The sequence below is a fragment of the Nitrosomonas sp. genome (assembly GCF_040256045.1).
GTDB lineage: Bacteria > Pseudomonadota > Gammaproteobacteria > Burkholderiales > Nitrosomonadaceae > Nitrosomonas.
The window spans coordinates 36,191-59,786 of the sequence record NZ_JBDZWD010000005.1 but is presented as its reverse complement, the minus strand read 5'-3'; the positions used below and the strand labels follow the sequence as shown (position 1 = coordinate 59,786).

Annotated in this window: 26 protein-coding genes, 2 other RNA genes and 3 pseudogenes; 12 read left to right on the top strand and 19 right to left on the bottom strand. The window is 49.1% G+C overall.

The window, feature by feature from the left end; translation table 11 throughout:
- Positions 1-313 precede the first annotated feature (313 nt).
- The 13 genes and pseudogenes from ABUL11_RS02100 to ABUL11_RS02040 form a co-directional block, all read right to left on the bottom strand.
- Positions 314-751: pseudogene (locus ABUL11_RS02100) on the bottom strand (SRPBCC family protein).
- A gap of 13 nt (positions 752-764) precedes the next feature.
- Positions 765-1,151 carry a DUF1428 domain-containing protein gene (locus ABUL11_RS02095; protein WP_350282209.1) on the bottom strand — a complete coding sequence of 129 codons (387 nt, stop codon included), beginning with the start codon at positions 1,149-1,151 and terminating at the stop codon, positions 765-767.
- Between the two features lie 2 nt (positions 1,152-1,153).
- Positions 1,154-1,450 (bottom strand): VOC family protein, encoded by a 297-nt coding sequence (locus ABUL11_RS02090; protein WP_350282208.1) that lies wholly within the window; start codon positions 1,448-1,450, stop codon positions 1,154-1,156.
- A gap of 165 nt (positions 1,451-1,615) precedes the next feature.
- Positions 1,616-1,792 (bottom strand): annotated as a pseudogene (locus ABUL11_RS02085) (VOC family protein); the annotation flags it as partial.
- Positions 1,793-1,812: 20 nt separating this feature from the next.
- Positions 1,813-2,319 carry an SRPBCC family protein gene (locus ABUL11_RS02080; RefSeq protein ID WP_350282207.1) on the bottom strand — a complete coding sequence of 169 codons (507 nt, stop codon included), beginning with the start codon at positions 2,317-2,319 and terminating at the stop codon, positions 1,813-1,815.
- Complete coding sequence (locus tag ABUL11_RS02075; protein ID WP_350282206.1) at positions 2,300-2,644, bottom strand: ArsR/SmtB family transcription factor; 345 nt, start codon at positions 2,642-2,644, stop codon at positions 2,300-2,302. The genes ABUL11_RS02080 and ABUL11_RS02075 overlap by 20 nt, the downstream gene beginning before the upstream one ends.
- Before the next feature lie 89 nt (positions 2,645-2,733).
- A pseudogene (locus ABUL11_RS02070) lies at positions 2,734-3,106 on the bottom strand (transposase); the annotation flags it as partial.
- The gene (locus tag ABUL11_RS02065) at positions 3,096-3,230 is read right to left on the bottom strand and encodes a hypothetical protein (RefSeq protein ID WP_350282205.1); all 135 of its coding nucleotides are present in this window, start codon (positions 3,228-3,230) and stop codon (positions 3,096-3,098) included. The pseudogene ABUL11_RS02070 and the gene ABUL11_RS02065, both read right to left, overlap by 11 nt.
- A gap of 319 nt (positions 3,231-3,549) precedes the next feature.
- Positions 3,550-3,705 carry a hypothetical protein gene (locus ABUL11_RS02060; RefSeq protein WP_350282204.1) on the bottom strand — a complete coding sequence of 52 codons (156 nt, stop codon included), beginning with the start codon at positions 3,703-3,705 and terminating at the stop codon, positions 3,550-3,552.
- Between the two features lie 222 nt (positions 3,706-3,927).
- Positions 3,928-4,287: a transfer-messenger RNA gene (gene ssrA, locus ABUL11_RS02055) on the bottom strand.
- 73 nt (positions 4,288-4,360) lie between these two features.
- Complete coding sequence (locus tag ABUL11_RS02050; protein WP_350282203.1) at positions 4,361-5,008, bottom strand: HAD family hydrolase; 648 nt, start codon at positions 5,006-5,008, stop codon at positions 4,361-4,363.
- Between the two features lie 21 nt (positions 5,009-5,029).
- Positions 5,030-5,737 carry a bifunctional 2-polyprenyl-6-hydroxyphenol methylase/3-demethylubiquinol 3-O-methyltransferase UbiG gene (gene ubiG / locus ABUL11_RS02045; RefSeq protein ID WP_350282202.1) on the bottom strand — a complete coding sequence of 236 codons (708 nt, stop codon included), beginning with the start codon at positions 5,735-5,737 and terminating at the stop codon, positions 5,030-5,032.
- A gap of 176 nt (positions 5,738-5,913) precedes the next feature.
- The gene (locus ABUL11_RS02040; RefSeq protein ID WP_350282201.1) at positions 5,914-6,609 is read right to left on the bottom strand and encodes an OmpA family protein; all 696 of its coding nucleotides are present in this window, start codon (positions 6,607-6,609) and stop codon (positions 5,914-5,916) included.
- A 347-nt stretch (positions 6,610-6,956) separates the two neighbouring features.
- Here ABUL11_RS02040 and ABUL11_RS02035 point away from each other — a divergent pair, with 347 nt between their 5' ends.
- The 4 genes from ABUL11_RS02035 to mutM all read left to right on the top strand — a co-directional run bounded on the left by ABUL11_RS02035 (position 6,957) and on the right by mutM (position 10,720).
- The gene (locus tag ABUL11_RS02035; protein ID WP_350282200.1) at positions 6,957-7,727 is read left to right on the top strand and encodes an ABC transporter ATP-binding protein; all 771 of its coding nucleotides are present in this window, start codon (positions 6,957-6,959) and stop codon (positions 7,725-7,727) included.
- On the top strand, positions 7,724-8,470 hold the full coding sequence (locus ABUL11_RS02030) for an ABC transporter permease (protein WP_350282199.1): 747 nt from the start codon (positions 7,724-7,726) through the stop codon (positions 8,468-8,470). Before ABUL11_RS02035 ends, ABUL11_RS02030 begins: the two co-directional genes overlap by 4 nt.
- A 75-nt stretch (positions 8,471-8,545) precedes the next feature.
- Positions 8,546-9,859 (top strand): GldG family protein, encoded by a 1,314-nt coding sequence (locus ABUL11_RS02025; RefSeq protein WP_350282198.1) that lies wholly within the window; start codon positions 8,546-8,548, stop codon positions 9,857-9,859.
- Positions 9,860-9,904: 45 nt separating this feature from the next.
- The gene (mutM, locus tag ABUL11_RS02020) at positions 9,905-10,720 is read left to right on the top strand and encodes a bifunctional DNA-formamidopyrimidine glycosylase/DNA-(apurinic or apyrimidinic site) lyase (RefSeq protein ID WP_350282197.1); all 816 of its coding nucleotides are present in this window, start codon (positions 9,905-9,907) and stop codon (positions 10,718-10,720) included.
- Positions 10,721-10,735: 15 nt separating this feature from the next.
- Here the strand turns inward: mutM and ABUL11_RS02015 are convergent, their stop codons facing one another.
- Positions 10,736-11,374, bottom strand: a complete 639-nt coding sequence (locus ABUL11_RS02015; protein WP_350282196.1) for a DsbA family protein — start codon at positions 11,372-11,374, stop codon at positions 10,736-10,738.
- 16 nt (positions 11,375-11,390) lie between these two features.
- Positions 11,391-13,205 carry a translational GTPase TypA gene (gene typA / locus ABUL11_RS02010; protein WP_350282195.1) on the bottom strand — a complete coding sequence of 605 codons (1,815 nt, stop codon included), beginning with the start codon at positions 13,203-13,205 and terminating at the stop codon, positions 11,391-11,393.
- Positions 13,206-13,333: 128 nt separating this feature from the next.
- On the opposite strand from typA, the gene ABUL11_RS02005 reads away from it, so the two are divergent.
- The 7 genes from ABUL11_RS02005 to ABUL11_RS01975 are packed head-to-tail and all read left to right on the top strand — an operon-like array spanning position 13,334 to position 18,211.
- Complete coding sequence (locus ABUL11_RS02005; RefSeq protein WP_350282194.1) at positions 13,334-13,939, top strand: riboflavin synthase; 606 nt, start codon at positions 13,334-13,336, stop codon at positions 13,937-13,939.
- On the top strand, positions 13,936-15,045 hold the full coding sequence (ribBA, locus tag ABUL11_RS02000; RefSeq protein ID WP_350282193.1) for a bifunctional 3,4-dihydroxy-2-butanone-4-phosphate synthase/GTP cyclohydrolase II: 1,110 nt from the start codon (positions 13,936-13,938) through the stop codon (positions 15,043-15,045). Before ABUL11_RS02005 ends, ribBA begins: the two co-directional genes overlap by 4 nt.
- 56 nt (positions 15,046-15,101) lie before the next feature.
- The gene (ribH, locus tag ABUL11_RS01995) at positions 15,102-15,596 is read left to right on the top strand and encodes a 6,7-dimethyl-8-ribityllumazine synthase (RefSeq protein ID WP_350282192.1); all 495 of its coding nucleotides are present in this window, start codon (positions 15,102-15,104) and stop codon (positions 15,594-15,596) included.
- Positions 15,596-16,096 (top strand): transcription antitermination factor NusB, encoded by a 501-nt coding sequence (nusB, locus tag ABUL11_RS01990; protein ID WP_396956034.1) that lies wholly within the window; start codon positions 15,596-15,598, stop codon positions 16,094-16,096. The genes ribH and nusB overlap by 1 nt, the downstream gene beginning before the upstream one ends.
- A gap of 57 nt (positions 16,097-16,153) precedes the next feature.
- Positions 16,154-17,152: a thiamine-phosphate kinase gene (gene thiL / locus ABUL11_RS01985; RefSeq protein ID WP_350282191.1), complete on the top strand. Its 999-nt coding sequence runs from the start codon at positions 16,154-16,156 to the stop codon at positions 17,150-17,152.
- Complete coding sequence (locus tag ABUL11_RS01980; RefSeq protein WP_350282190.1) at positions 17,130-17,672, top strand: phosphatidylglycerophosphatase A family protein; 543 nt, start codon at positions 17,130-17,132, stop codon at positions 17,670-17,672. Before thiL ends, ABUL11_RS01980 begins: the two co-directional genes overlap by 23 nt.
- Positions 17,669-18,211 carry a CinA family protein gene (locus tag ABUL11_RS01975; protein ID WP_350282189.1) on the top strand — a complete coding sequence of 181 codons (543 nt, stop codon included), beginning with the start codon at positions 17,669-17,671 and terminating at the stop codon, positions 18,209-18,211. The genes ABUL11_RS01980 and ABUL11_RS01975 overlap by 4 nt, the downstream gene beginning before the upstream one ends.
- 146 nt (positions 18,212-18,357) lie before the next feature.
- Here ABUL11_RS01975 and ABUL11_RS01970 read toward each other — a convergent pair whose 3' ends face one another.
- Positions 18,358-19,242 carry a DUF6733 family protein gene (locus ABUL11_RS01970; protein ID WP_350282188.1) on the bottom strand — a complete coding sequence of 295 codons (885 nt, stop codon included), beginning with the start codon at positions 19,240-19,242 and terminating at the stop codon, positions 18,358-18,360.
- A 329-nt stretch (positions 19,243-19,571) separates the two neighbouring features.
- Here ABUL11_RS01970 and rnpB point away from each other — a divergent pair.
- An RNA gene (gene rnpB / locus ABUL11_RS01965) (RNase P RNA component class A) lies at positions 19,572-19,860 on the top strand.
- A gap of 98 nt (positions 19,861-19,958) precedes the next feature.
- Here the strand turns inward: rnpB and ABUL11_RS01960 are convergent.
- From ABUL11_RS01960 to ABUL11_RS01950, 3 genes are all read right to left on the bottom strand, one after another.
- The gene (locus ABUL11_RS01960; protein ID WP_350282187.1) at positions 19,959-21,200 is read right to left on the bottom strand and encodes a porin; all 1,242 of its coding nucleotides are present in this window, start codon (positions 21,198-21,200) and stop codon (positions 19,959-19,961) included.
- 310 nt (positions 21,201-21,510) lie between these two features.
- Entirely contained in the window at positions 21,511-23,160 is a 1,650-nt protein-coding gene (gene recQ / locus ABUL11_RS01955; RefSeq protein WP_350282186.1) for a DNA helicase RecQ, read from the bottom strand.
- Positions 23,157-23,567: an RNA-binding S4 domain-containing protein gene (locus tag ABUL11_RS01950; protein ID WP_350282185.1), complete on the bottom strand. Its 411-nt coding sequence runs from the start codon at positions 23,565-23,567 to the stop codon at positions 23,157-23,159. Before ABUL11_RS01950 ends, recQ begins: the two co-directional genes overlap by 4 nt.
- Positions 23,568-23,596: the final 29 nt, after the last annotated feature.

Sequence of the window (23,596 nt, the reverse complement as noted above, 5' to 3'; positions counted from 1 at the left end):
ACGATCGGATATCCCAGTAGCAATAGATGTGGAATATTTCCCCCAATTCCGTAAAGCCCGTGTGCCGTCTCTATTGCGCCACTTTCATGGCTTTACGAGTTTCACTTGAACTAGCACCATCAGCCTGCAATTTACGTGCCTCGTCTCGTTTAGATCAGATCAAAACGAGCGTGAAACCGAATGGAAGCTCTTACCGAAGGAGCACTCAGGAACCAGGTATTTCATGATGAAGTTCTAAACACAGCGAAAAATCTTTCACCAAATCGATTAAACCACTTTGTTGATCGGCAGCTAAGACAGCCACATCATATTATTAAAGTATATCTTTCTTTAAGAACATTTCTAAACGGTCGAATGCACTGCCCCAACCCTCACCATGATTATCACGGTTTTCGGCACTTTCAAGCGCCCCTTGATGAAAATGCATTTTCGTTTTGCCATCCACTTCTTCAAACCGAACCGTAATAATCGTTTCTAATCCAGGATTGCCGTTCTCATCTTCCCAGGCGAAGGTCATCACTAGCAGTTCAGGTTCTTTAATGGTTATATAAATACCACCGTAAGATGTTTAGTCCCGCGATGTACCGCCGTCACGAGCATCACTTTCCATAGAGTCAATTGGATGACTTTCTGGCCCCTGCCACTGCAACACATCCTGTTTCTCGATCCATGCTTTAAAGACACGTTTGCGTGGAGCATCAAAAAAACGAGTAATATTTAATTCATACTGTTGTAAGTATGTCGTTTTCATCTCCATAGATCATCTATAAATCCACAAGGGCTTTAAATCCACCATAGGCCATACGTGAGGGATCGAATGGCATGTTGTTTTCATCGCAAGCTTCTTGCATGCGCGGGTCAGCCATCACTTTTTTGTTCACTTCATCCCGGTGTTCGCGGGATTTATAAACGATAAAGGCAAAAATAACGGTCTCCCCGTCTTTTGTCCCCGCCAGTTCGCTGAAGGGCGTTATTTTGCATGTTGCGGGTGCGTCTTCGGGCATTTCCGGTTGGGCATCTTCCAGCATGCATTCCTTGTATTGGAGTGCACCGTGCTCCATCCAGATTTTTCCTGCGCTTTCTGCCATTTCTCGATAAGCGTCAATTTTGCCTTGCGGCACAGGTAAAACAAATCCATCTACGTAGGTCATATCTATGCTCCTTCTTCCCATGCAGGATTCCACACTATTTCCCACAAGTGTCCATCCAGGTCTTTAAAATAACCGGCATATCCGCCCCAGAACGTATCTCGGGCCTGTTTTACAATGGTCGCTCCGGCTTTTTCCGCTTCTTTCATCACTGTATCCACTGCTTCTTTTGAAGAGACATTATGGCCTAGCGAAAATTCTGTTGAACTGACCGGACCAACTGAAAGACCGGTATCATGCGCAAGGCTTTTTCGTGACCATAAACCAAGCTTCAATCCTTTTTGCATCTCAATAAACACCACGGCGCCGTACTCAAATTCCTGCCCGACAATACCTCTGTTTTAAAGCCCAATCCATCACGCTAAAATGCAAGCGATTTCTCCAAATCATCAACACCGATTGTGATGATAGTAATTTGTTGTTGCATTTTTAAAATCCCCGCTTAAGCAAGCATTTTTATGTTCTTACCCGCACACCGTGAATTCGACAGTCAGAATGTCACCTGCCTTACCGCCCGGAAAGACAGACGGTGCCTTACGCACCGCATCAACCGAGCTGTCAGGAAAAGTTTGGGCGTAAAAACGCGCAGCTTCTTCTGCATCATGGTTATACCATAGGCAAATCGTGTTTTTTTCATTTCTCATTCTCGTTTAAGAGTACTTCTCTACAGATTCTTCTTTAACAACTCTTCCAGTTGCGTGACTGTTGTACCCCAACCTTCATGGAAACCCATGTCTTCATGCATTTTTCTTTGGCTTGGCGTATTATGCATCGCACAAGCCCTATATCTGGTTCCCGATGATGTTGGCTGAAGCTCTATTACGGCAGTCATGACGATGTGGGCGCATTCTTTATCGCTCGTTGTAGCGGGTACGGCGGGTCTATAATTTTTTACCAGGGCGCTTGTCCATATCAGACGTTTTTCATCTGTAACCTCCAGAAAGCATCCCGAGTTCGGAAATTTATTACCTTCCGGGTCTTGCATGACCGTATAAAACTCTCCCCCAGGACGAAGATTAACCCGGCAATCTGAAATACTCCAGGGTTTTGGAACAAACCATTTTTTAAGCAGTTCCGGTTCGGTTAGGCCGCGCCATACCAAATTTACAGGGACAGCCAATTCGCGTTCAAGTACGAGGTCTAGCTCAGCATCAATTGGTGTTGTGCTCATCGTTATTTCCTTTCGGTGTGTTATGTTCTGTTAAAAGCAATGCATCCAATGCGTCAAAACGTTCGTTCCAGAATTTCCGCATTTGGCTCAGCCATTCCCACATTTCATCCACGCCTTGCGGGTTTATAGAATATATACGCTGCTGCGCTCGCTTCTCCATCTTCACCAGTTCGGCTTCTCGCAACACTTTGAGGTGCTGCGATACGGCAGACGGGCTAATATTGAACTGATTACTGATATCCGAAGCGGCAATCTCCCCCTGCGCTGCTATGATCTCAATCATGCGGCGGCGGTTCGGTTCGGCAAGAGCTGCGAATCTATCCATATCTTTATTATTAAGATTTAATTTAATTAAGTCAATTCTAAAATATTAGAACTGCTGTAAAATAAGTAACCTGAGTTCGGGATAAACCCTCAAGCTGTGTCTAGGCTATTGGCCTTGGTCAGATTCAAGGTTGGTCTGTTATCAGATAAACAATAGGCCACGATGCCAGCCATAAGATTAATGAGGAAATTGAAGAGGGAGCAATGGCGGATGTGCTCAATCTGGCAAAGGTTCTTCAATTCGTCGAAGATCGTCTCGATCAGGGAACGGCAACGTAGAATGGTCTTCTCGAGCCCGGTACGGGGCACAGGCGTCATGTTTTTCCGGAGGGAAGTGATGAGCTGAAGATTCTGCCGGGCCAATGTTTCAGTAAGCTAGCGGGCAAGGTAACCCTTATCGGCGAACAATTGGCCGAACAGCCGCTGGCAGATGGTTGGGCATGGGCTGATGGTCATCCACATTGACGGGGTATTTCATAGCCACCCATGGCAAGTATGCATTCAGGAAGGGGTGGTAAGGGTGTAGAACTCGCCCACATGGCCGAGAGTATGTTGGCTGCCAATTCAAATCCCTTGATTCTGATCATGAGTTCTGCACGCCGGGGCCGGATTGGAGACTGATCGGTCGGCCAGTCCTTGCGGGGTGAAGCTTTCTCCGAATGCGTTGCAGATGAAGGTGGATTCGAGGTAATGACGGTTTTTCTCTTCTTCTATCCTTCGGAACCATCAGCACGGGCAGTATATACGGTTCAGGGCGGGTGCCAAGTCACCATTTTTTACCGTAGGTGGAGCGATGCGGTAGTGGCTAACGATTTTGAGGCAGGTTTGATGGGCTTCTGTTGCAGTATCAGATCGGGTGCTTGCGTAGCGGCATCGGGCAGCAAGCCGTTTGGCCAGGTAGGTTTTTCAGAATAAAATCTTGACGATTGTGGCGACTGCCGCGATGATGCCGCCTGCTACTACCACAGGGTACCAGAACGTTTCTTTATTTAGTTTTGCGGTCTCAGTCATCAACTTGGCGATTTCAGCCTCTATCTTCAACTCTTCCATACCTTTTTCCATTTCTTCTCCTATTAGGATTTCAGGTTACGTCGGGGTGGGGAGAGTTAAGGATGTCTCAACCATGAGATGATGTCAACTCTGGTAGAAATCCGGCACGCATTATCATTCTCCTGATGTCACGAAAATAATAATGGTGGTGGAAAATGCTGACCAAACAATGTAAAAACATGACCATATCTGGTCATGTTTTTACGATTAACTGATTGATTCTACTAATTTAAATGGTGGAGGCGGCGGGAATTGAACCCGCGTCCGCAAGTTCTCTACAGACAGTTCTACATACTTAGCCATGTTGTTTAATTTAACCTGACATCCGCCAACCGGCAAGCTGATGAAAGGCGAGTTACCTATTTTTTAGCGCTCTGCAAAGTAACCCTGCAAAACGCGATCCTCGTTAATGACTCCACTGTCTGTTGCCAGACCCGGCGTTGAGGCCCACCGGTATGGAGTTTAGCCGGATTAAGCGGCTAAAGCGTAGTTTTCGTCGTTTGCGACTATTTTTTTTCAGCTGTTTTACGAGGGTACTGAACCTCGGTATGCCCTGCGCTGCTTTGCAACCCACGTCGAAACCGGATCGCCCCCTAATATAAATAAATTCTTGTTATATAAGAACTGATATTGAGGAGAAAGTTCAATCGGAGAAGATTGTAACAGATTAAACGTAGTACAGCAGGTCCCCCGGGTGATTGATCAGCTCAGCAGCACCCCATGTTTCGGGGGATGCACAGTTGCCAAGATAACCGTAGAGTGCCACAACGGGTTTCACCCCGGCAGCGAGGCTAGCCTGCACGTCACGAATATCATCACCCAGATAAATACAACAATCAGGAGGGGTATTTATCTGACGGCAGGCAGTGAGTAATGGTTCAGGGTGTGGTTTGCTGTAGGGGGTATCGTCTCCGCTGATAATACAGGCTGCACGATGGTATAAATTCAGAAGATGCATCAGTGGCTGGGTGAATCTTGCGGGTTTGTTGGTGACGATTCCCCAGGGAATAGCTTGATTATCCAATTGCTCGAGCAGTTCGGTAATTCCTGGAAACAAGCGGGTATCCTGGCATAATTGCTCGGTATAAAACGAGAGAAATTCCTCCCGCAGGGCCTGATATTCAGGGTCGCCCGGTTTCAGGTTGAAACCGAGATTCAACAATCCACGCGCTCCGGCAGAAGCTTCGGTACGAATCAGTTCGATCGGCAAGGGAGGCTGGTTGCGAGCAGCACGCTGCCGGTTGAGTGCACGACCAAGATCCGGTGCGGTATCCGCAATGGTGCCGTCGAAATCAAATAAAACAGCTTTGATCATCCGTTGCTAAGCGAATTCAGATCAAGCCTGAAATGTCATGATGTAGTTGACACTGGTATCTGCTTCCAGTGCATAGATCTTTGTAATCGGATTGTAGGTCATGCCGATGATCCGCGATTCCATGAGTCCGGCACTGCGAGCCATATGTCCCAGCTCAGCGGGTTTGATGAACTTCGCATATTCGTGGGTTCCCCGCGGCAGCAGATGAAGGATATATTCAGCCCCAATGATGGCATAAAGATAGGATTTCGGATTGCGATTCAATGTCGAAAAAAATACCCATCCACCATTTTTTACAAGGCGGGCACACGATTGAATCACACTGGCAGGATCAGGCACATGCTCCAGCATTTCCATACACGTAACGATGTCGTAGTGACGGGGTTTTTCCGTTGCGAGCGCTTCCACAGTTATTTTACGGTAATCGACGTGATTGCCGCTTTCCAGCAGGTGTAACTTTGCTACCTTCAATGCCTTATCGCTCAGATCGATTCCTGTCACACTGGCCCCATGTGCTGCCATGGATTCCGACAATATCCCGCCACCACAACCGACATCGACAACCGTTTTCCCGCTTAGCCCACCAGCAATTTCATCAATATAGCCCAGCCGGAGTGGATTGATTTCATGCAATGGTTTGAATTCGCTATTTGGATCCCACCAATGGTGTGCTAGTTGACTGAATTTTTCCAGCTCCATTGGATCCGCATTGATACCATCATTATCCATACGTTTATTTACCTGAAAAATTAACCGGAAAAATGTTTTTCCTAATAAGCCGTATATTTGCGTGATTCGTGGCCCGATCCCAGTATAACAAGTTCCCGAGCAGGGGCTCTTTCAATACCAAAAAGCCCTGCACATCGGCAGGGCTTTTGGCAATCTGGAAAAGGATGAACCAAACCTTAGTTAATGGTTTCCCTTGTGCCAGCAACTTCAATTTCCACACGACGATCCGGTGCCAGACAATCAATCAAAGCTCTAGTCGCCTTGGTTCCCTGGCAGGAATCACCCGTAACCGGGTTGGCTTTACCTTTACCATCCGTGAAGATACGATCAGAGCCGATTCCTTTAGAAACCAGATAGCTCTTGACTGCTTCCGCACGTTTTATGGACAGGTTTTTGTTATAAGCTTCCGGACCGATACGGTCGGTATAACCCACAGCAATGATCAAGTCGTAATTCACACCTTCCAGGTTAGCAGCAAAATCATCCAATGCTTGCTTGCCGGCTGGCTTCAGGACGGCCTTGTCAAAATCAAACAAGGCATCAGCAGAAAAAGACACTTTTTCGGGCTCAGGAATAACGGGAACTACCGGTGGTGGCGCCTCAACCACTTGTTCAGGTTGTTTGACCAGATCAGGGTCGCACTCATAGATAGCCTTGGCAGGTGTCCAGTAGCCGGTACGCCAGCACAGCCCGGTCGAATTCCGAGCCACAACACCACGGTCATCTACAGCGTAAGCTTCTGCTTTGTCCACTATGCTCAAACCCTGTCTTTCTTCCTCATGCATATCGGCCATCACGACTCCGGATGCCAGCAATCCGGGCAAAATAACGGCTCCCATCAGGTATTTCCTGGCTAATATCATTTTTTTCATGCTGTTGTCCTTATCCTCAGGTATAAAAATACTGTATCAATCACCACGCTCACTCTTTTTATACGACCACTCGCACTGTCACGATCCTCCCGCTCATCGCAATCAGCATAACCGCTCGCATACTACCGGCGTCGATTATGATTTGATCCTTTTACCTTTGTCAAACCGAAGTGTATCTTCTACACAACACTGTATCAAAGCAAATGACCTAGGATGGACTAAACTGCGGAAAGTTTTAATACGGCAAATTTTATAATTATGGTAATCGCGAGGTCAGTAAAGCGATCCTTCCTTTTTACCCGGAAAAGCTACCAGAACGAGTAATATAACAAGGTATAGATCTGATAATGCTTATTGATGTGATCCCGGACAACCCTCATCCAGTCATTGAAGCCCATAGTTTAAATCGTCAGTTTGGCGATCGTGTCGCCGTATGTGATGTAAACCTGAAATTGTGCTGTGGTGACATTCTCGGATTCCTGGGACCGAATGGCGCCGGTAAAAGCACCACTATGCGAATGTTGACTGGCAACCTGGCACCAAGCAGTGGGCACGTGCATATTTGCGGAACCGATCTACTGGACGATCCGCTGGCAGTAAAACGCCATATTGGCTATCTTCCTGAAATTCCGCCACTTTACAAAGAGCTGACAGTGGATGAGTATTTACGCTTTGCCGCCCGGCTGCACGGTCTTGCCAAAGCATCGCTGCAAATTGCCATGGATGAAGTAAAACAACAGTGTGAGCTGAATGATGTGGGAAAACGGCTGATTGGTGTCCTGTCGAAAGGTTATCAGCAGCGTGTAGCAATTGCCCAAGCAATCATCCACCGGCCGCAGCTGATCATCCTGGATGAGCCGACAGTCGGCCTCGATCCCAACCAGATCCAGAAAATGCACGCACTGATTCGTGAACTCGGCAAGGCTCACGCTGTCATTCTTTCCTCCCACATTCTTTCAGAAGTGGAAAGCGTATGTAATCGCGTGCAAATCATGCATCAGGGTAAACTGGTACTGGATGACAGTCTAAACAACCTGAAACAGCAGAATATGAATCTGGAAAACATATTCATCCAACTCACTGCCGGAAACACACCCGCCAGGGAGCCAGTACAATGATGATGTTTACCATCGCTGGTAAGGAGTTGAAACTGCTGTTTGCATCATCACTGGTATGGATCTTTCTGGCTGGAATGCAGCTGGTATTAGCTTGGGTATTTCTGGGACGACTAAATACCTTCCTCGAAATACAACCTCAGCTGACACAACTGGCCAACCCGCCAGGCGTTACTGAAGTGATTGTCTCTCCCGTTTTTTCCGTAGCCTCTATCGTACTGCTGGCCGTTACACCCGTCCTGAGTATGCGCCTGTTTGCAGAAGAGCGCCGCAACCATACACTGGCTATGCTGGTTTCTGCCCCGGTTTCCATATCTGCCATCGTACTGGGCAAATTTGTGGCACTAATGATTTTCTTCTGCCTGTTACCCTCATTGATCGTGGCATTGGCCATTTCATTACTGGCCGGGGGAATGCTGGATTTTGGCCTGCTAGGCAGTAACGTGCTCGGACTGATTCTGCTGGCAGGCTGTTTTGCTGCACTGGGACTGTATATTTCCAGCCTCACATCTCACCCGACTGTTGCAGCGCTAACTTGCCTGGGCGTGCTGCTGTGCCTGTGGGTAATGGATATCATGGCAATCGAATCAGAAAATATCGTACATTACTTTTCTCTGTTCAGACATTTCGAGAATTTCAATATCGGTCTGATCGATTCGTTCAGCCTGGTCTTTTTTCTCCTGTTCGCCATTACCTTTCTGGTATTGACCATCCGTCATCTGGAAAGTGAACGACTGAATGGCTGAGCTTTCCTTCCAACCGGTTTTTTTATGGCACTCTTCAATAAAAAGTTACGGTTACGATCCCGCTGGCAAAACGGCATGTTCACTGCCTTGTTTCTGGTACTGGTGGGAATACTGGGCTATCTGGCACAGGAGTTCCGCACACAGTGGGATATCAGTCAGAACAGCCGCAACAGTTTGAGCCAAGCCAGTATTGATCTGCTGCAAAAACTCGATGGCCCGCTGCACGTCACCGTTTATGCAACACGGCAGGATCTGCAGCTGGGAGATATTCGCGGAATCATCAGCAATTTCATCAGTGTATATCAGCGAATCAAGCCCGACCTGACTCTGAATTTCATCGATCCAGTGGAGCAGCCACAGCAGGCACAGAGTGCGGGAGTCATGCTCAATGGTGAAATTGTCATTAGTTATAAAGCGCGTAAGGAGCGCCTTGCCTCCATCAACGAACAAGCGTTTTCAAACACACTGGTGCGGCTAGCACGCACTGAAAAAAAACAATTGCTAGTATTATCCGGCCATGGTGAACGTAAAATGGACGGTATCACCCAGCGTGACCTGGGAAATTTAGGTAAGAAACTGTTAGAAACCGGCTTCGAAAGCACCTCCTTCAGCTTTACCGATCAACCTGAGATTCCGGATATCGGCGTACTGGTCATTGCCTCCCCACAAATCGAATTGCTGGAAGGGGAAGTAAAAAAAATTCTGGATTACCTTGCCAATGGTGGGAATTTGCTGTGGCTGGTGGATATCGGTTCATTGAACGGATTACTACCCCTGGCCGAAAAACTGGGCATCGTATTTACCCCCGGCGTCATTGTCGATCCTCAGTCCAAGCAGCTGAGAGTACCCACCACTTTCGCGTTGGGAACACTCTACGGTGCACATGCCGTAACAGAAAACTTTGATTACATCACGGTATTTCCTTTTGCGCGCCAGCTCATCCTGGAAGAAAACACCGATTGGCACCGTACCATCCTGGCAGAAGCTGCGCCTGAAGGCTGGGTGGAAACCGGTTCAATCAATTCCTCCTCGGAAGGTGAAATCACCTTTGATAAGGAAAACGACGTTTCAGGCCCGGTAAGTGTTGCCGTGGCATTGAGCCGAGTGGTGGGGGATCGCGAACAGCGGATCATTGTAGTGGGCAGCGGACATTTTCTGGCCAATGGCTATCTCGGTAATGGCGGCAATCTGGATTTGGGCATGAATATGATCAACTGGCTCGCCGGTGATGAAGCATTTATTCCGATTCAGCCACGTATCACTCTCGACAGCCGACTGGCACTGAACGAACTGCAACTGACCCTAATCGTTACTGGTTTCCTTATCATCCTGCCTCTGGTATTCCTTGTCAGTGGAATTTTTATCAACTGGTACCGCAAGCGCAGATGATATGCAATCCTGTTTCTCCTGCTTACTCCCGGTTCCTGCCTGATCATGCCAGAATTACCTGAAGTCGAAATCACCCGATCCGGAATCGATGCCCATCTGGCTGGCAGAGCTATCATACGGGTCAATATTCGCAATCCTGTTCTGCGCTGGCCAGTATCTTCCGAGTTGATTGTGTTATTACCCGGGCAACGAATCAGTGCAATTACCCGGCGAGCAAAATATCTGCTGTTTGCCTGCAGCAGAGGAACGCTCATCATGCACTTGGGAATGTCCGGTAATTTGCGTGTGCTACCTGAATCAACTCCGCCACAACTACACGATCACTTCGATCTGCAAATGGATAATGGAATGATGCTGCGTTTTCGTGATCCACGGCGGTTTGGCGCCATACTATGGTGGGATGGTGATATTCGCCAACATCCCCTATTACAGAAATTGGGCCCCGAACCCTTGAGCGATGATTTCAATGGACAATTTCTGTACAAAAAAACACGAGGGCGCAGCGCCAGCATCAAGGAAGTGCTCATGAACCAGCACATCGTGGTCGGGATAGGCAACATTTACGCCAATGAAGCTTTGTTTCAAGCTAGGATTTCCCCGCTGGCCGCTGCTGGCAGCCTGAATATAATGCAATGTGAACGGTTGGGTGATGCTGTCAAGGCGACCCTGCTGCGCGCAATCGAGGCTGGAGGAAGCAGTCTGCGTGATTTCACCGACTGCGAAGGCAGCCCAGGTTATTTTCAGCAGCAATATTGGGTGTATGGGCGAGCTGACCAGTCATGCCGGCACTGTGGAACGTGGGTGAGTAAGACCCGGCAAGGCCAGCGGTCTACTTTCTTTTGTGCTCAGTGCCAGCAATAAGAAATTAAGCCAGATTCAATTAAACCCGTGTTGCTGCAACCAGGTATCCAGCAGTCGGCGCAATGCCTCTATCGGACGAAAACCCACAGTAATCAAATAACAGTCTGTTTCGCTTTCAGCCACCAATGCGGGAAATCCGTTTATTCCCCACTGTTGTGCTGCACGCTGAAAACCTGCCAGTGTCCGCTGTTTCGTCTCATCAGACTGAAATACCGGGGTAAATCGTGATTCCGGTATGTTCAGATCTGCTGCAAGTTTTTTCAGAATGGCAAATTGCGTCACATTTTCCCGTTCGACATAAAAAGCACGCTGTATCTCGGCAAAAAAGGGAAATACCTTTTCCGGTTCGATCAGTGAAACACTGACGACACTCCGGCAGGCAGGTTCAGTGTCGTAAATAAACCCTTCCGGCAAGGCATTTTCAAATGTGAAGGGCTGGCCGGTAGTGGTATGTACTGACTGCCAGTGATGCAAGATCTGTGCTCTTTTTTCCGGCAAAAGCGGCGTGTTCATTCCCGGCCGCAATCCACCCGGCATTATCTTCATCGTTAAAGATGCTGAATATTCCTGCTGGATTTTTTCGATCACCGGTGCAAATCCCCAGCACCATGAACACATGGGGTCGGCTATATACCACAGAACCGGTTTTTCCATGGCCGTCAGAAGAACGTCAGGCTGCAGTACGAGATGCCCGTTTACGTTCGTGTTCCAGCAGGAAGCGTTTGCGGATGCGAATACTTTTCGGTGTAATTTCAACCAGTTCGTCATCCGCGATGAATTCGATCGCCGACTCCAGCGTCAATTGAATCGGCGGCGTCAGCACTACTGCCTCGTCATGGCCGGATGCCCGGACGTTAGTCAGTTGTTTGCCTTTGATCGGATTGACGACCAGATCGTTCTCACGGCTGTGTATGCCAATAACCATACCTTCATACAAGGGCTCTCCAGGGCTGACGAACATGCGCCCGCGTTCCTGCAACTTCCACAGCGCATAGGCCACAGCCTCACCCATTTCTGCCGAAATCAGCACCCCGTTTTTGCGTGAGGCCATATCTGGCCGCATTGGTGCATATTCATCAAAAATATGACTCATGATGCCGGTACCGCGCGTCAATGTCATAAATTCCGACTGGAACCCGATCAGGCCGCGTGCAGGAATACGGTAATCCAATCTGACTCGACCGCGTCCGTCAGTCACCATATCCAGCAGATCGCCGCGGCGTGTCCCCAGCGCTTCCATCACTGATCCCTGATTGGCTTCATCAATATCGATAGTCAGGACTTCGAACGGTTCACACTTCTCGCCATCAATTTCGCGGATCACTACCTTGGGACGAGATACCGCCAGTTCGTAGCCTTCTCGGCGCATATTTTCAAGCAGAATCGTCAAATGCAGCTCTCCTCGGCCAGAAACAAGAAATGAATCGGTTTCACCGGTTTCTTCCAGCCGCAATGCAACATTCGTCAGTAACTCCTTTTCAAGGCGCTCACGCAACTGGCGACTGGTCACGAATTTACCCTCCCTGCCGGCAAAAGGTGAAGTATTGACCTGGAAATTCATTGAAAGCGTCGGTTCATCGACTACCGGCATCGGCAATGCCTCCGGGTGATTGATATCTGCCAGAGTCGTTCCAATACCGAGTTCCTCGATACCGCTGATCAGTACAATTTCACCGGCAGCGGCCTCTCCCAGCTGAACCCGATCCAGCCCCCGAAAACCGGATACCTGATTGATACGTGCTTTTTTAGGTGTCCGCTCACCCGTCAGCACCATGACTTCCTGCCCTGGCTTCAGGCGACCACGATTGATTCTTCCAATACCGAGGCGTCCGACGAAACTTGAATAATCGAGCGCACTGATCTGCAGTTGCAGCGGCTGGTCAGGATCACCCACCGGTGCCGGAACATGTTTGAGTATCATGTCAAACAGCGGGCGCATATCGCTGCCAGACTGACTGGTATCCAATGTGGCATAACCGTTAAGTGCGGAAGCATAAACCACCGGAAAATCGAGCTGTTCCTCAGTAGCATTCAATTTATCGAACAGATCAAACGTCTGGTTCACGACCCAATCCGGCCGTGCACCGGGACGGTCGATTTTGTTGACGACCACGATTGGACGCAAACCGCAGGCCAGTGCCTTGCGAGTCACGAACCGGGTTTGCGGCATGGGGCCTTCAACAGCATCTACCAGCAACAACACACCATCCACCATCGACAATACGCGCTCGACTTCCCCACCGAAATCGGCATGGCCCGGTGTATCCACGATATTGATGTGTACGCCTGCATAATCAATCGCACAATTCTTGGAAAAAATCGTAATCCCACGTTCGCGCTCGATATCATCCGAATCCATCACTCGTTCAGCGACAGTCTGGTGAGCGGCGAAGGTACCGGCCTGATGCAGCAGCTTATCTACCATCGTGGTCTTGCCGTGGTCCACATGGGCGATAATGGCGATATTACGGAGCAGGCGTGTCATAATTGAAAGTTCCTCGGCAGTCGGTCTGGACGATTCCAGATAAACTGTGAATTATATCAGTGATCGAGTTGCTCGATTGGCAGGGTGTCATCTGTTTACTGTAGGATTTATTCAAAACCCGGAAAAACATGTTCACAGGAATCATCGAAGCAGTTGGCAGCATCAGACACGTCCATCCAGAAAAGGATGCGGTACGCATCCACATCGATCCCGGTAAACTGGATCTGGCAGATGTCACCATTGGCGATAGTATTGCTGTCAATGGCGCCTGCCTGACCGTCACTGCATTTGAAGAAGAATGCTTTACCGTTGATGTCTCCGGTGAAACGCTGAGTTGCACGCACGGGCTGGACATTCCTGGCAACCTGGTCAATTTGGAAAAAGCATTGCGGTTTTCCGGCCGGCTAGACGGCCATCTGGTCAGTGGCCATGTGGAAGGGATCGGCGAGGTCATGGAATTTACGCAGATAGGTGATCGCTGCCTGCTGGCAATCGAACTACCTCTCCAACTGCTCAAATACATCATTCCCAAAGGTTCGATCACGGTGGATGGTGTTAGCCTCACTGTGAATCAGATAGATGCCGAACGGGTTGAAATCAACCTGATTCCCCATACATTGGCCAATACGACTTTCAGGCAGTTTGAACCCGGCAAGAAAGTGAATCTAGAAACCGATATGATAGCGAAATATGTGGCACGTTTACTCGATCAGGCCCAAGGCATACAACCATGACGATTTCCTCGACTGAAGAAATTCTGGCAGATTTCAGAAATAGAAAAATGGTCATTCTGATCGACGAGGAAGATCGCGAGAATGAAGGTGATCTGGTACTGGCCGCCGATTTTGTTACACCCGACGCAATCAATTTCATGGCTAGATATGGCAGAGGACTGATCTGCCTGACATTGACGGAAGAACGCTGCCACCAGCTCAAGCTACCCATGATGGTGGCGGACAACCATTCACCACTCGGCACCAACTTCACCGTTTCCATCGAAGCAGCCACGGGCGTGACGACCGGAATTTCCGCGTCCGATCGTGCCCGAACCGTTCAAGCAGCTGTCAAGGCAGACGCCAGACCGGAAGATCTGGTTCAGCCAGGTCATATTTTCCCGCTCAAGGCACAGAAAGGTGGTGTGTTGGCACGCGCCGGCCATACCGAAGCAGGCTGTGATCTGGGGCGTCTGGCAGGTTTGAGCGAAGCTGCGGTGATCTGTGAGATTCTGAAAGAAAATGGCGAAATGGCACGATTGCCGGATTTGATCGAATTTGCCGACAAACACGCTCTCAAGATCGGGACGATTGCTGATCTCATCCATCATCGCAGCCTCACGGAAAGTCTGGTATCACGTTTTGCCGAGCGCCCCCTGCACACTGCCTACGGCGAATTCAGGCTGATTGCCTACCATGATAAGATTGCCGGTGTAACTCATATCGCGCTGGTAAAAGGCACATGGAATATCGGCGAAGAAGTATTAGTAAGGGTACATGAACCCCTATCGGTGATCGATCTGCTGGAAGTTGATGATCACAGCCACTCTTGGAGCATTCATAACGCCATGGCAGCCGTTGCACAAACTGGAAAAGGAGTGGTTGTACTACTGCATCGCAAGAATGACGCCAGCGTGCTAACTGAGCGGATTTTGCAGGCCAGATCACGTCAACCGGACAAACCTGTGCCGGATCTGCGCCAACATGGTATCGGCGCACAGATTCTCAAGGATCTTGGAGTCAGCAAAATGCGCTTGCTGGCTACTCCTCGCCGCATGCCCAGCATGACTGGCTTCAGTCTGGAAGTTGCCGGGTATATAGAACCGGGAAACCATACTCACGAGTAAAACAGTTCTTTACCTGTAGCAGAGAATAAGCCGATCTCAACAAGGAGGTACACGTTATGTCCTACTATGACAATATTCTGGAAATAGATTCAGACCTCGATGGAAACGGGTTATGCATCGGTATTGTCATGAGCCGTTTCAATATCGACGTAAGCGAAGGATTACTCGGAGCTTGTACGACAGAGCTCGCCAGATTAGGCGTACAGGAAGCGGATATTGTTCTGATAACTGTTCCCGGTGCATTGGAAATTCCAATCGCCCTGCAAAAGCTGGCTGCATCAGATCGGTTTGACGCACTGATTGCCCTAGGTGCAGTAATACGCGGCGAAACCTATCATTTTGAAGTGGTCGCCAATGAATCGGCACAGGGACTGGCAGCCGTCGGACGGGAATACAACATTCCGATTGCAAACGGTATTCTTACGACTGATGATGAAGATCAGGCTACCACCCGCATGGCTGAAAAAGGGAGGGAGACAGCGCGTGTCGTAGTAGAGATGGCCAATCTGGTCTTGGCTCTCGATGAAATGGATCAATCTGCTCCCGCATAATGTCAACAGAAGCCACTTCTCCCGTGAAACGGGCACAAAGCCATAAAGGCTACAAAAACCGCCGTCGCCTATCGCGCGAACTCGCCTTGCAGGGAATTTACCAATGGCAAGTCACCGGAGGCAACGCTCGGGACATTGGTATACAACTACAGCAAGTCAGCTTTTTCAGTAAGGCAGATGGTCCCTATTTCTCCGATTTGCTGCAAGGTATCCTGGAACACGCTGCCGACTTGCAAACACAGATCCAGCCGCATCTCGATCGACAAATGGCTGAACTCAGTCCCGTGGAATGTTCGATTCTCTTGATCGGCACCTATGAAATAGTTTACCGCCCTGAAATTCCCTGTCGTGCCATCATCAACGAAGCCATTGAACTGGCCAAAAGCTATGGTGGAACGGACGGACACAAATACGTCAATGGTGTGCTGGATAAATTGGCTGCCCGGTTGCGTGCCGTCGAACTTCAATACCCGCCTGCACGAAATAAAGATTCCAGTTAAACCATCACGGCGCTGCACCCATTGACAGTCTTCCTGCCGTGCTTACGATAAGCGACTATGAACTCAGAATTTGATGTAATCGATCGCTACTTTATCCGTCCCTGGCACAATACCTTGCTTGGGCCGGGTGATGATGCCGCACTGATTGCCTGCAAACCAGGAATGGATTGGGCAATATCAATCGATACTCTGGTTGCAGGGCGACATTTTTTTTCCGATGTCGATCCTGCCACACTGGGACATAAAGTGCTGGCCGTCAACCTTTCCGATATGGCCGCCATGGGCGCCACACCGCGCTGGGCAACCCTCTCCCTGACATTGACCGAAGCCCTCGCACAAGATGATACCTGGCTAAAAGCATTTTCCAGTGGATTTTTTGCACTGGCCGACCAGTACCAGGTCGAGCTGATAGGGGGAGATACGACGGGGGGTCCGCTCAATATCAGCGTACAGATCATTGGTGAGGTCGAACGAGAAAAAGCCCTCCGACGCAGTGGCGCCAGACCGGGAGATGATATCTGGGTATCCGGTTATCTGGGTGATGCCGCTCTGGCGCTGCAATTCCTGCAACAGCACGTAACACTGACAGCGCAGGAAGCCGTGTCCTGTCTGGCTGCGTTACATACCCCCATGCCCCGTATCTCCCTTGGAAAAGCCCTGGTAAATGTGGCACGCAGCGCCATCGATATTTCAGATGGCCTGCTGGCTGATCTGGGCCATATTCTGGATCGCTCCGGCGTTGCAGCCACGATTGATTTTGACCGCATCCCCCGCTCTCCAGCATTGAAAAATAAACTACAACCGGAAAACACCGTCACAAATACCATCCGTCAATTAGCCATTGACTGTTTACTGAGGGGCGGTGATGATTATGAGCTATGTTTCACTGTATCGGAAAACAGGCGCGATGCTGTCACTCGGCTGGCGCAGGAATCCGGTATCCTGCTTTCCCGCATTGGAAAAATCACGCCGGGAAAAGGGTTGACCGTTCTCGGTACTGACGATGACCTGCTAATCTTTAAGAATAAAGGCTATGATCACTTCTCTGCCCGATAATTATTCACCACAACGCCAAATTCCGATCAAACCGGATATCACTTTCGTACACGTCCGGCTTGCGCATTTCATCGCCATGGGCGCCGGTATTGGCCTGATTCGCTACATGCCAGGTACCGCTGGTACCCTCGCTGCTATTCCGTTTTATCATTTTCTCGATTCAATCATCGAACCAGTATCGCTACTGTTGATCATCGATGTTTTTTTCATTATGGGCATCTGGGCATGTGCAGTCACCGGCCGGGCTCTTAATTCACCCGATCATTCCGGCATGGTATGGGATGAAATCGTCGCTTTCATGCTGGTACTGTTTTTTACCCCGAATCACTGGACCTGGCAGCTTGCTGCTTTTTTCCTGTTTCGTTTTTTCGATATCGTCAAACCCGCACCTATCGGTTATCTGGATGCTAAACTCAAGGGTGGATTGGGTGTCATGCTGGATGACCTGATGGCAGCGTTCTACACTCTGCTTTGCCTCGCAGGCTGGAAATCGATGGTTCTGTTTCAAAGTTACTTTTGAACACCTCCCCCATTATTCCGGATGACGCAACCTTGCTGGAACTCGCCCGGCAAACCGGGAAGTTACTCGAACAAAACGGATTGAAACTGGTTTCGGCAGAATCCTGTACGGGCGGCTGGATCGGGCAGATCATCACTACCATTCCCGGCAGTTCCGCCTGGTATGACTGTGGCTTTATCACCTACAGCAACTCATCCAAGCAGCAAATGGTGCATGTACAACAATCCACTCTTGTACAATTTGGTGCCGTCTCCGAACAAACAGCCCGGGAAATGGCGCTGGGCGCGCTTGCTCAAAGCGAGGCACAGGCAGCGGTATCCGTAACCGGTATCGCTGGTCCTGCTGGTGATTCTGTAGAAAAACCGGTCGGTACCGTATGTTTCGCCTGGATGCTCGAAAACGCCTCTGCGACATCGGCAAACAGCAAAACATGCCGGTTCAGTGGCAACCGTGAAGCCATCCGACGCCAATCCGTCGCCATGGCACTGCAAGGCATGCTCGAGTTGCTGGAAAACACTACACCGCTGAATCTTGCCTGATAGAAGGCGGATAAAATTAACGCTTGCCGTCGTAATCAAGCCGGCAAGTTCGTGTTATGAATTATTTCAGTACGAGAACAGGAATTATGAGATTGCTACGTAACCCCTTTTTAGAAATGGGGTTACGTAGCAATGAATTGTTTTTATCAAAAGTTAAGTTTGATACTGGCTTGATAAAAATTATTGGATACATCACTCTTCACATCGAATCCACCTGCAAAACGCAAAGCAAGATTTTTCGGCAGGCCAAATTCGATGTAAGGGCCCACCCAATTATATACAACTCCCTCCAGGCTGCTATCTATACGATTTTTAGCTGCCCAAAGGTGTTCCCAGTGAATTCCGACGGAATTGATCGGTAATGCCTTACCCACACCAAACAAGGCAGGTTTTACCCCGACATTGATCCAGTTATGCAAAAAATCCCTTGCACGCGGACCACGGGTAGCCATGTAGTAAGCAACGTAGAGGTTCGCTGTAAAATAATCGTCATCGTAATTAACGACCAGGTTAGGTACAACCCCTTCACCAGCACGAATATCCTTACCGACAACTTCAGAAGACAACAGCGAACCGTTCAGCATCCCGATATTGGGATTAATGCTCAACGTATTGTCAAGAAACCTGAAATTCAGACCAATACCAAACTCTGTCCAGAGTCCCTGTCCACCCGCATTGACGGTATCACCTGTCGGCCCTGACACCACACTGCTTTTCCCGAAATTGGGATTGGTCCATAACCACGAGTAGAACGTGAAATCGATATTATCAGCAACTTCATAACCCGCATCTAAGATAGTCTGGAAGCCAAAAAAAGCATCTTGCTTCAGAACTACCCCTCCATGAAACTTATGTTTATCGAATCCGTGGCTATCGCCATGCTCTTCGTTTTCTGATCGTCCCTCAAGATCAGCAATCTTTGCCTCCAAGGCCTCCACTTTCTGCCTGAGCTCCCTGTCTTCCTCGGCAGACACACTTGTTGCAGTACATGCTAGACCCAGAAGCACCAGACCCGCTATCTGCTTTTTCATCGATGAGTACCTTTCTCAATATAAAATTGAAATTATTGTTTTTCCAGGTCAGACAACGTCACTCCCCCTGACCAGAAAAACGATTAACAATATAACTGACCGTAAAATGGCTACCCGTGAACTAATAAACTAATGAACTGTCTGAGTAGTCAGACCGGTAGTTGACTATATTTTTTCTTTTCACTCCACGTTATGAAGTGAAATTTTTTATAACTGATTTAAAAAAACGGGTCAAGGTTTTTCTGCTGGAAATTCAACTTGAATGCTTTTGGATCCTTACCTGGTTGGAAATTATGAGTTCGGTTTACGACTCTGTTAGAATCACTGAGGAAGCTGGCTAGACAGTCGCTGCCTGGTAACAGGGAGAGGAAAGTCCGGGCTCCACAGAGCAGGATGCCGGTTAACGGCCGGCCGCCGTGAGGTGAGGAACAGGGCCACAGAGACGAGCGTATTAAGTTACGGTGAAACGCGGTAACCTCCATCCGGAGCAAGATCAAATAGGCAGATGATGACGCTGCTCGCTGAGTCTGCGGGTAGATCGCTGGAGCATACGGGTAACTGTATGCCTAGAGGAATGACTGTCCACGACAGAACCCGGCTTATCGGCCGGCTTCCCCATGAACAATCTCAACAACAGATTCAGATAGATACAAAAAAGGGACAGATTACTCTGCCCCTTCCTTTTTACAACCGTTTGATTATCTGATCGTTACCGATTAGAAATCGTGGCGTACACCTACTGAGTAGACGTTACGATCAGTATCTGCACCTGCTACGAGATTTCTGTCTTTCACCCAAACGCGCTGGTAACCACCAAACAGGCTGGAACGACGGCTCAGATTATGAATCACACCGACAGTGATGTTTTCAACATTACGTTTTGCATAATATGGATCCAACGTCAAAACCTCACCAGTCTTTTTCGCTGTAGTCATACCACCTTGTGCAACCAACGTGGTATTGCCAATCGTGTAGTCAGCACCTGCTATCCACAGATCACCGTTACCGTTCGGGTTCATAGCGGAGTTACACTGACCGCGGCCACCATCAGCACTTTGAGTAGGACTGGCCGGATTATAATCTCCGAAAGCAGATGCATGGGTACAACTTGCTGCACCACCATACGGATTGGCATTGTACACACGCTCATACTGACCACGCAGACGGAAATCTCCTACGCTGAAGATTGCACCACCACGCCAGATTTGTTCATCCTTAGGTGCAGCACCTAGCAGCCCTAATCCTGATTTTTGGTAAGTACTGACATTATCCCGGGAGTAAGCACCAAACACATCCACGCCAACCGCATCAAACTGTCCGCTATACTTGGCAGCAACTTGAAAATCCCATTCACCGTTCTCACCACCAGCATATGTTAAGTCATTGATGCGTGCTGGGTCATTTTTGTCCGCATCGCCCGGCATCAGCAAACCTGCTACGGAGAAACCTTCTACTACCGGTGAGTCAAAACGTATGGCACTGTTGACAAAACCATGGTCGCCTGAACCATAACCATTATCGGAGGAAGCCATCAAGCCACCACTACCATTCGCATGCAAACTGGTGTAGGCAAATGGATCAACAGTATGACCACCAGCAAAATCTTTGAGTACCGATTGAACGCGACCAAATTTCAGTTCACCCCATTGATCACCACCCAGTCCTACCCATTGCTCCCGAGCCAGGTGTCTATCCTCACCACCGCCTGGATTGAGTGAGTACTCGATACGGCCAATGGCACGTAACCCTGCACCCAGATCTTCAGCAATCTGCAGGCCCCAGCGCGATTGCAGCGCATCATCCGATACAGCGGTTTGTGAATTGAACCCGTCCATATCAATAGTTGCATATTCAGCCTGCAAGCGACCGAAAATAGTGACATGTGTACCTTCCGCTGAAGCTGCCAGCGGAGCTGCCAATGCGCCGGCCACTGCCAGTGCAATCAGTCTTTTATTCATTTGAAACTCTCCTTAAAGAAAAATAACCTAGGTCAATAAAGATAGATCGTAATACCGTGCTTCCCACATTCTTCACTACTTCTGTTCCAACCTGACTGAAAGTGTTACGTGCTTCCTACCTTCCGGTCAGAAGGGTTGAATGGATTGTGCCCAAGCAGAATCTGCTGTGCAACATTAAATAAGCTTTTTACACTTTTTGGGTCGAATTATGTTGTGTTATTGCAACACTCTGATCATATCCATAGAAATTCTTTCAGTTCGCTGCACAACTCGTGGAACAAATCAGATAGTAACTAAAGGAGGTAGAACGTTACCCGCCACACTTTATTTGCAGTTCGCGGCTAAAAACCTGGTTATGTGATGATGGTACACACAAATCAGTGGAAATCTGCTGGTGTGGCGCTGAATGATGATGACGTGAAAGCCGGAGTTTTATGCAAGCCTCACCACGTAATATATTTCTAGCCGACGGCGTCAACTGCAGGGCAATACGCTCTCCGCCAGCACGATCCTCACCAGCAACGAGATAGCCCAGCGCCAGCAGGTGCCTGAAAACGATACGCCAGCCTTCAACACTCAATTCATGGCCGATACCAAAAGTACTGATGCAGTCATGCCCCCATTGCCTAATACGATCTGTCCGTTTTCCGGTCAGAACATCGATCAGATACTCCATACCAAAACATTGACCCGTCCGGTAAACACAGGACAATACTTTCTGAGCAGCAACCGTGGCATCCTGAACGAGTGTCGTCTCCAGGCAGATATCGCAATTGCCACACGGAAGATTGTCGGTTGGCTCACCGAAATAGTCGAGTAACGGTTTTCTGCGGCAAGTTGTTGTTTCACATAATGTCAGCAGTGCATCCAGCCGGGCAACAGCCGCCTGTCTGATTGAAGCAGACAGCTGCTCCGTACTGGATTCGATCTGGGATCGTAGCCGGATAATGTCACCAGGCCCGTAAACCATCCATGCATTGGCTGGCAGACCATCACGTCCGGCACGCCCAGTTTCCTGATAATAGCTTTCGATACTTTTGGGCAAATCCAGATGTGCGACAAAACGGATGTCCGATTTGTCAATACCCAACCCGAATGCGGAAGTGGCAACCATCACGATACCGTTTTCCTGCATAAATTTTTTCTGGTTCCGGGTACGAATGGAGGTTTCCATACCCGCATGGTAAGCAAGCGCCTGAATATGATTAGTATTGAGCCAAGCGGCTGTTTCCTCAACCTTTTTTCGGGATTGACAATAAATGATACCCGCCTCTCCTGGGTGGTAGCTACTGATGAATTTCAACAACTGTAGCCGGCTATTGGATCTTGCCGTAATGCGGTAGCAAAGATTAGGGCGATCAAAGCTGCTGATAAAGGAGCGAGCCTGATATAAATCCAAGCAACGCAGGATATCCGTGCGGGTTCTGGTATCGGCGCTGGCAGTCAAGGCAATGCGCGGTATTTGCGGAAATTTCTCCGGCAGAATTGACAATTTGCCGTATTCCGGCCGGAAATCATGTCCCCATTGGGAAACACAATGTGCTTCGTCGATGGCAAACAGAGCAATGGGGATACGCTGTAGCAGTGCACGGAACCGAACAGTCAACAGTCTTTCCGGTGCAACGTAGACCAGATCATACTCTCCCGCCAGCATCCTCTGTTCGATGGCCATCGCAGCTTCGGGTGCCAGCGCTGAATTTACATACGCTGCCCGCACCCCTTGTCGGCACAGTACGGCCACCTGATTTTCCATCAGTGCAATCAGTGGAGAGATGACGATAGCCGTACCTTTTCTCAATAATGCGGGAATCTGGTAACACAATGATTTGCCGCCGCCGGTAGGCATCAGTACCAGGCAGCTATCTCCATTCACTACATGGGTGATGATTTCGGCCTGCTTGCCGCGAAATTCGCTGTAACCGAAAATTTCTCTGAGCAGGGTTTGAGCGTGCGAGATCATTTCTCGCTCATGAAATGCTCCAGATCACGCCGGGCACGCTTGGTGGGTCTACCTTTACCGGCGAAACGCGGCGGAGTCGGCTGCGATTTGAGGTTTTCTGCCACGGTCTCACGCATCTGCCGGCTCTCTTCCGTTTCCTGATAAAGCAGGCGAGCTTCAGTGGCGGATCTGCGCTGATTGGATAACACCAGTACTTTTACCAGATGATGATAAGGCCCGATACGAATAGCGAGCAGATCACCCGTACTCAGAATTCTGGAAGGCTTGGCCCGCATACCGTTGACCTGCACCTGCCTCCGTTCGATCGCATCAGCAGCCTGTGAGCGTGTCTTGTAAAAGCGCGCGGCAAACAGCCATTTATCAATGCGGAATTTCTCGTTTGCAGACTGTGCACTCTTTTCGGTCATAAGCGAGCAGAAAAGGTTAATTAAACGAA

Excerpts from the sequence above, each read along its gene's own strand:
- ABUL11_RS01960 (WP_350282187.1), bottom strand. The coding sequence starts at position 21,200 with ATGAATAAAAGACTGATTGCACTGGCAGTGGCCGGCGCATTGGCAGCT.
- ribBA (WP_350282193.1), top strand. The coding sequence starts at position 13,936 with ATGACGATTTCCTCGACTGAAGAAATTCTGGCAGATTTCAGAAATAGA.
- ABUL11_RS02050 (WP_350282203.1), bottom strand. The coding sequence starts at position 5,008 with ATGATCAAAGCTGTTTTATTTGATTTCGACGGCACCATTGCGGATACC.
- ABUL11_RS02095 (WP_350282209.1), bottom strand. The coding sequence starts at position 1,151 with ATGACCTACGTAGATGGATTTGTTTTACCTGTGCCGCAAGGCAAAATT.
- ABUL11_RS02040 (WP_350282201.1), bottom strand. The coding sequence starts at position 6,609 with ATGAAAAAAATGATATTAGCCAGGAAATACCTGATGGGAGCCGTTATT.
- ABUL11_RS02035 (WP_350282200.1), top strand. The coding sequence starts at position 6,957 with ATGCTTATTGATGTGATCCCGGACAACCCTCATCCAGTCATTGAAGCC.
- nusB (WP_396956034.1), top strand. The coding sequence starts at position 15,596 with ATGTCAACAGAAGCCACTTCTCCCGTGAAACGGGCACAAAGCCATAAA.
- ABUL11_RS02065 (WP_350282205.1), bottom strand. The coding sequence starts at position 3,230 with ATGATCAGAATCAAGGGATTTGAATTGGCAGCCAACATACTCTCGGCC.
- recQ (WP_350282186.1), bottom strand. The coding sequence starts at position 23,160 with ATGATCTCGCACGCTCAAACCCTGCTCAGAGAAATTTTCGGTTACAGC.
- ABUL11_RS02075 (WP_350282206.1), bottom strand. The coding sequence starts at position 2,644 with ATGGATAGATTCGCAGCTCTTGCCGAACCGAACCGCCGCCGCATGATT.
- ABUL11_RS02025 (WP_350282198.1), top strand. The coding sequence starts at position 8,546 with ATGTTCACTGCCTTGTTTCTGGTACTGGTGGGAATACTGGGCTATCTG.
- typA (WP_350282195.1), bottom strand. The coding sequence starts at position 13,205 with ATGACACGCCTGCTCCGTAATATCGCCATTATCGCCCATGTGGACCAC.
- ubiG (WP_350282202.1), bottom strand. The coding sequence starts at position 5,737 with ATGGATAATGATGGTATCAATGCGGATCCAATGGAGCTGGAAAAATTC.
- ABUL11_RS02060 (WP_350282204.1), bottom strand. The coding sequence starts at position 3,705 with ATGGAAAAAGGTATGGAAGAGTTGAAGATAGAGGCTGAAATCGCCAAG.
- ABUL11_RS02030 (WP_350282199.1), top strand. The coding sequence starts at position 7,724 with ATGATGATGTTTACCATCGCTGGTAAGGAGTTGAAACTGCTGTTTGCA.
- ABUL11_RS01970 (WP_350282188.1), bottom strand. The coding sequence starts at position 19,242 with ATGAAAAAGCAGATAGCGGGTCTGGTGCTTCTGGGTCTAGCATGTACT.
- ABUL11_RS02080 (WP_350282207.1), bottom strand. The coding sequence starts at position 2,319 with ATGAGCACAACACCAATTGATGCTGAGCTAGACCTCGTACTTGAACGC.
- thiL (WP_350282191.1), top strand. The coding sequence starts at position 16,154 with ATGAACTCAGAATTTGATGTAATCGATCGCTACTTTATCCGTCCCTGG.
- mutM (WP_350282197.1), top strand. The coding sequence starts at position 9,905 with ATGCCAGAATTACCTGAAGTCGAAATCACCCGATCCGGAATCGATGCC.
- ribH (WP_350282192.1), top strand. The coding sequence starts at position 15,102 with ATGTCCTACTATGACAATATTCTGGAAATAGATTCAGACCTCGATGGA.
- ABUL11_RS01980 (WP_350282190.1), top strand. The coding sequence starts at position 17,130 with ATGATCACTTCTCTGCCCGATAATTATTCACCACAACGCCAAATTCCG.
- ABUL11_RS01950 (WP_350282185.1), bottom strand. The coding sequence starts at position 23,567 with ATGACCGAAAAGAGTGCACAGTCTGCAAACGAGAAATTCCGCATTGAT.
- ABUL11_RS02005 (WP_350282194.1), top strand. The coding sequence starts at position 13,334 with ATGTTCACAGGAATCATCGAAGCAGTTGGCAGCATCAGACACGTCCAT.
- ABUL11_RS02015 (WP_350282196.1), bottom strand. The coding sequence starts at position 11,374 with ATGGAAAAACCGGTTCTGTGGTATATAGCCGACCCCATGTGTTCATGG.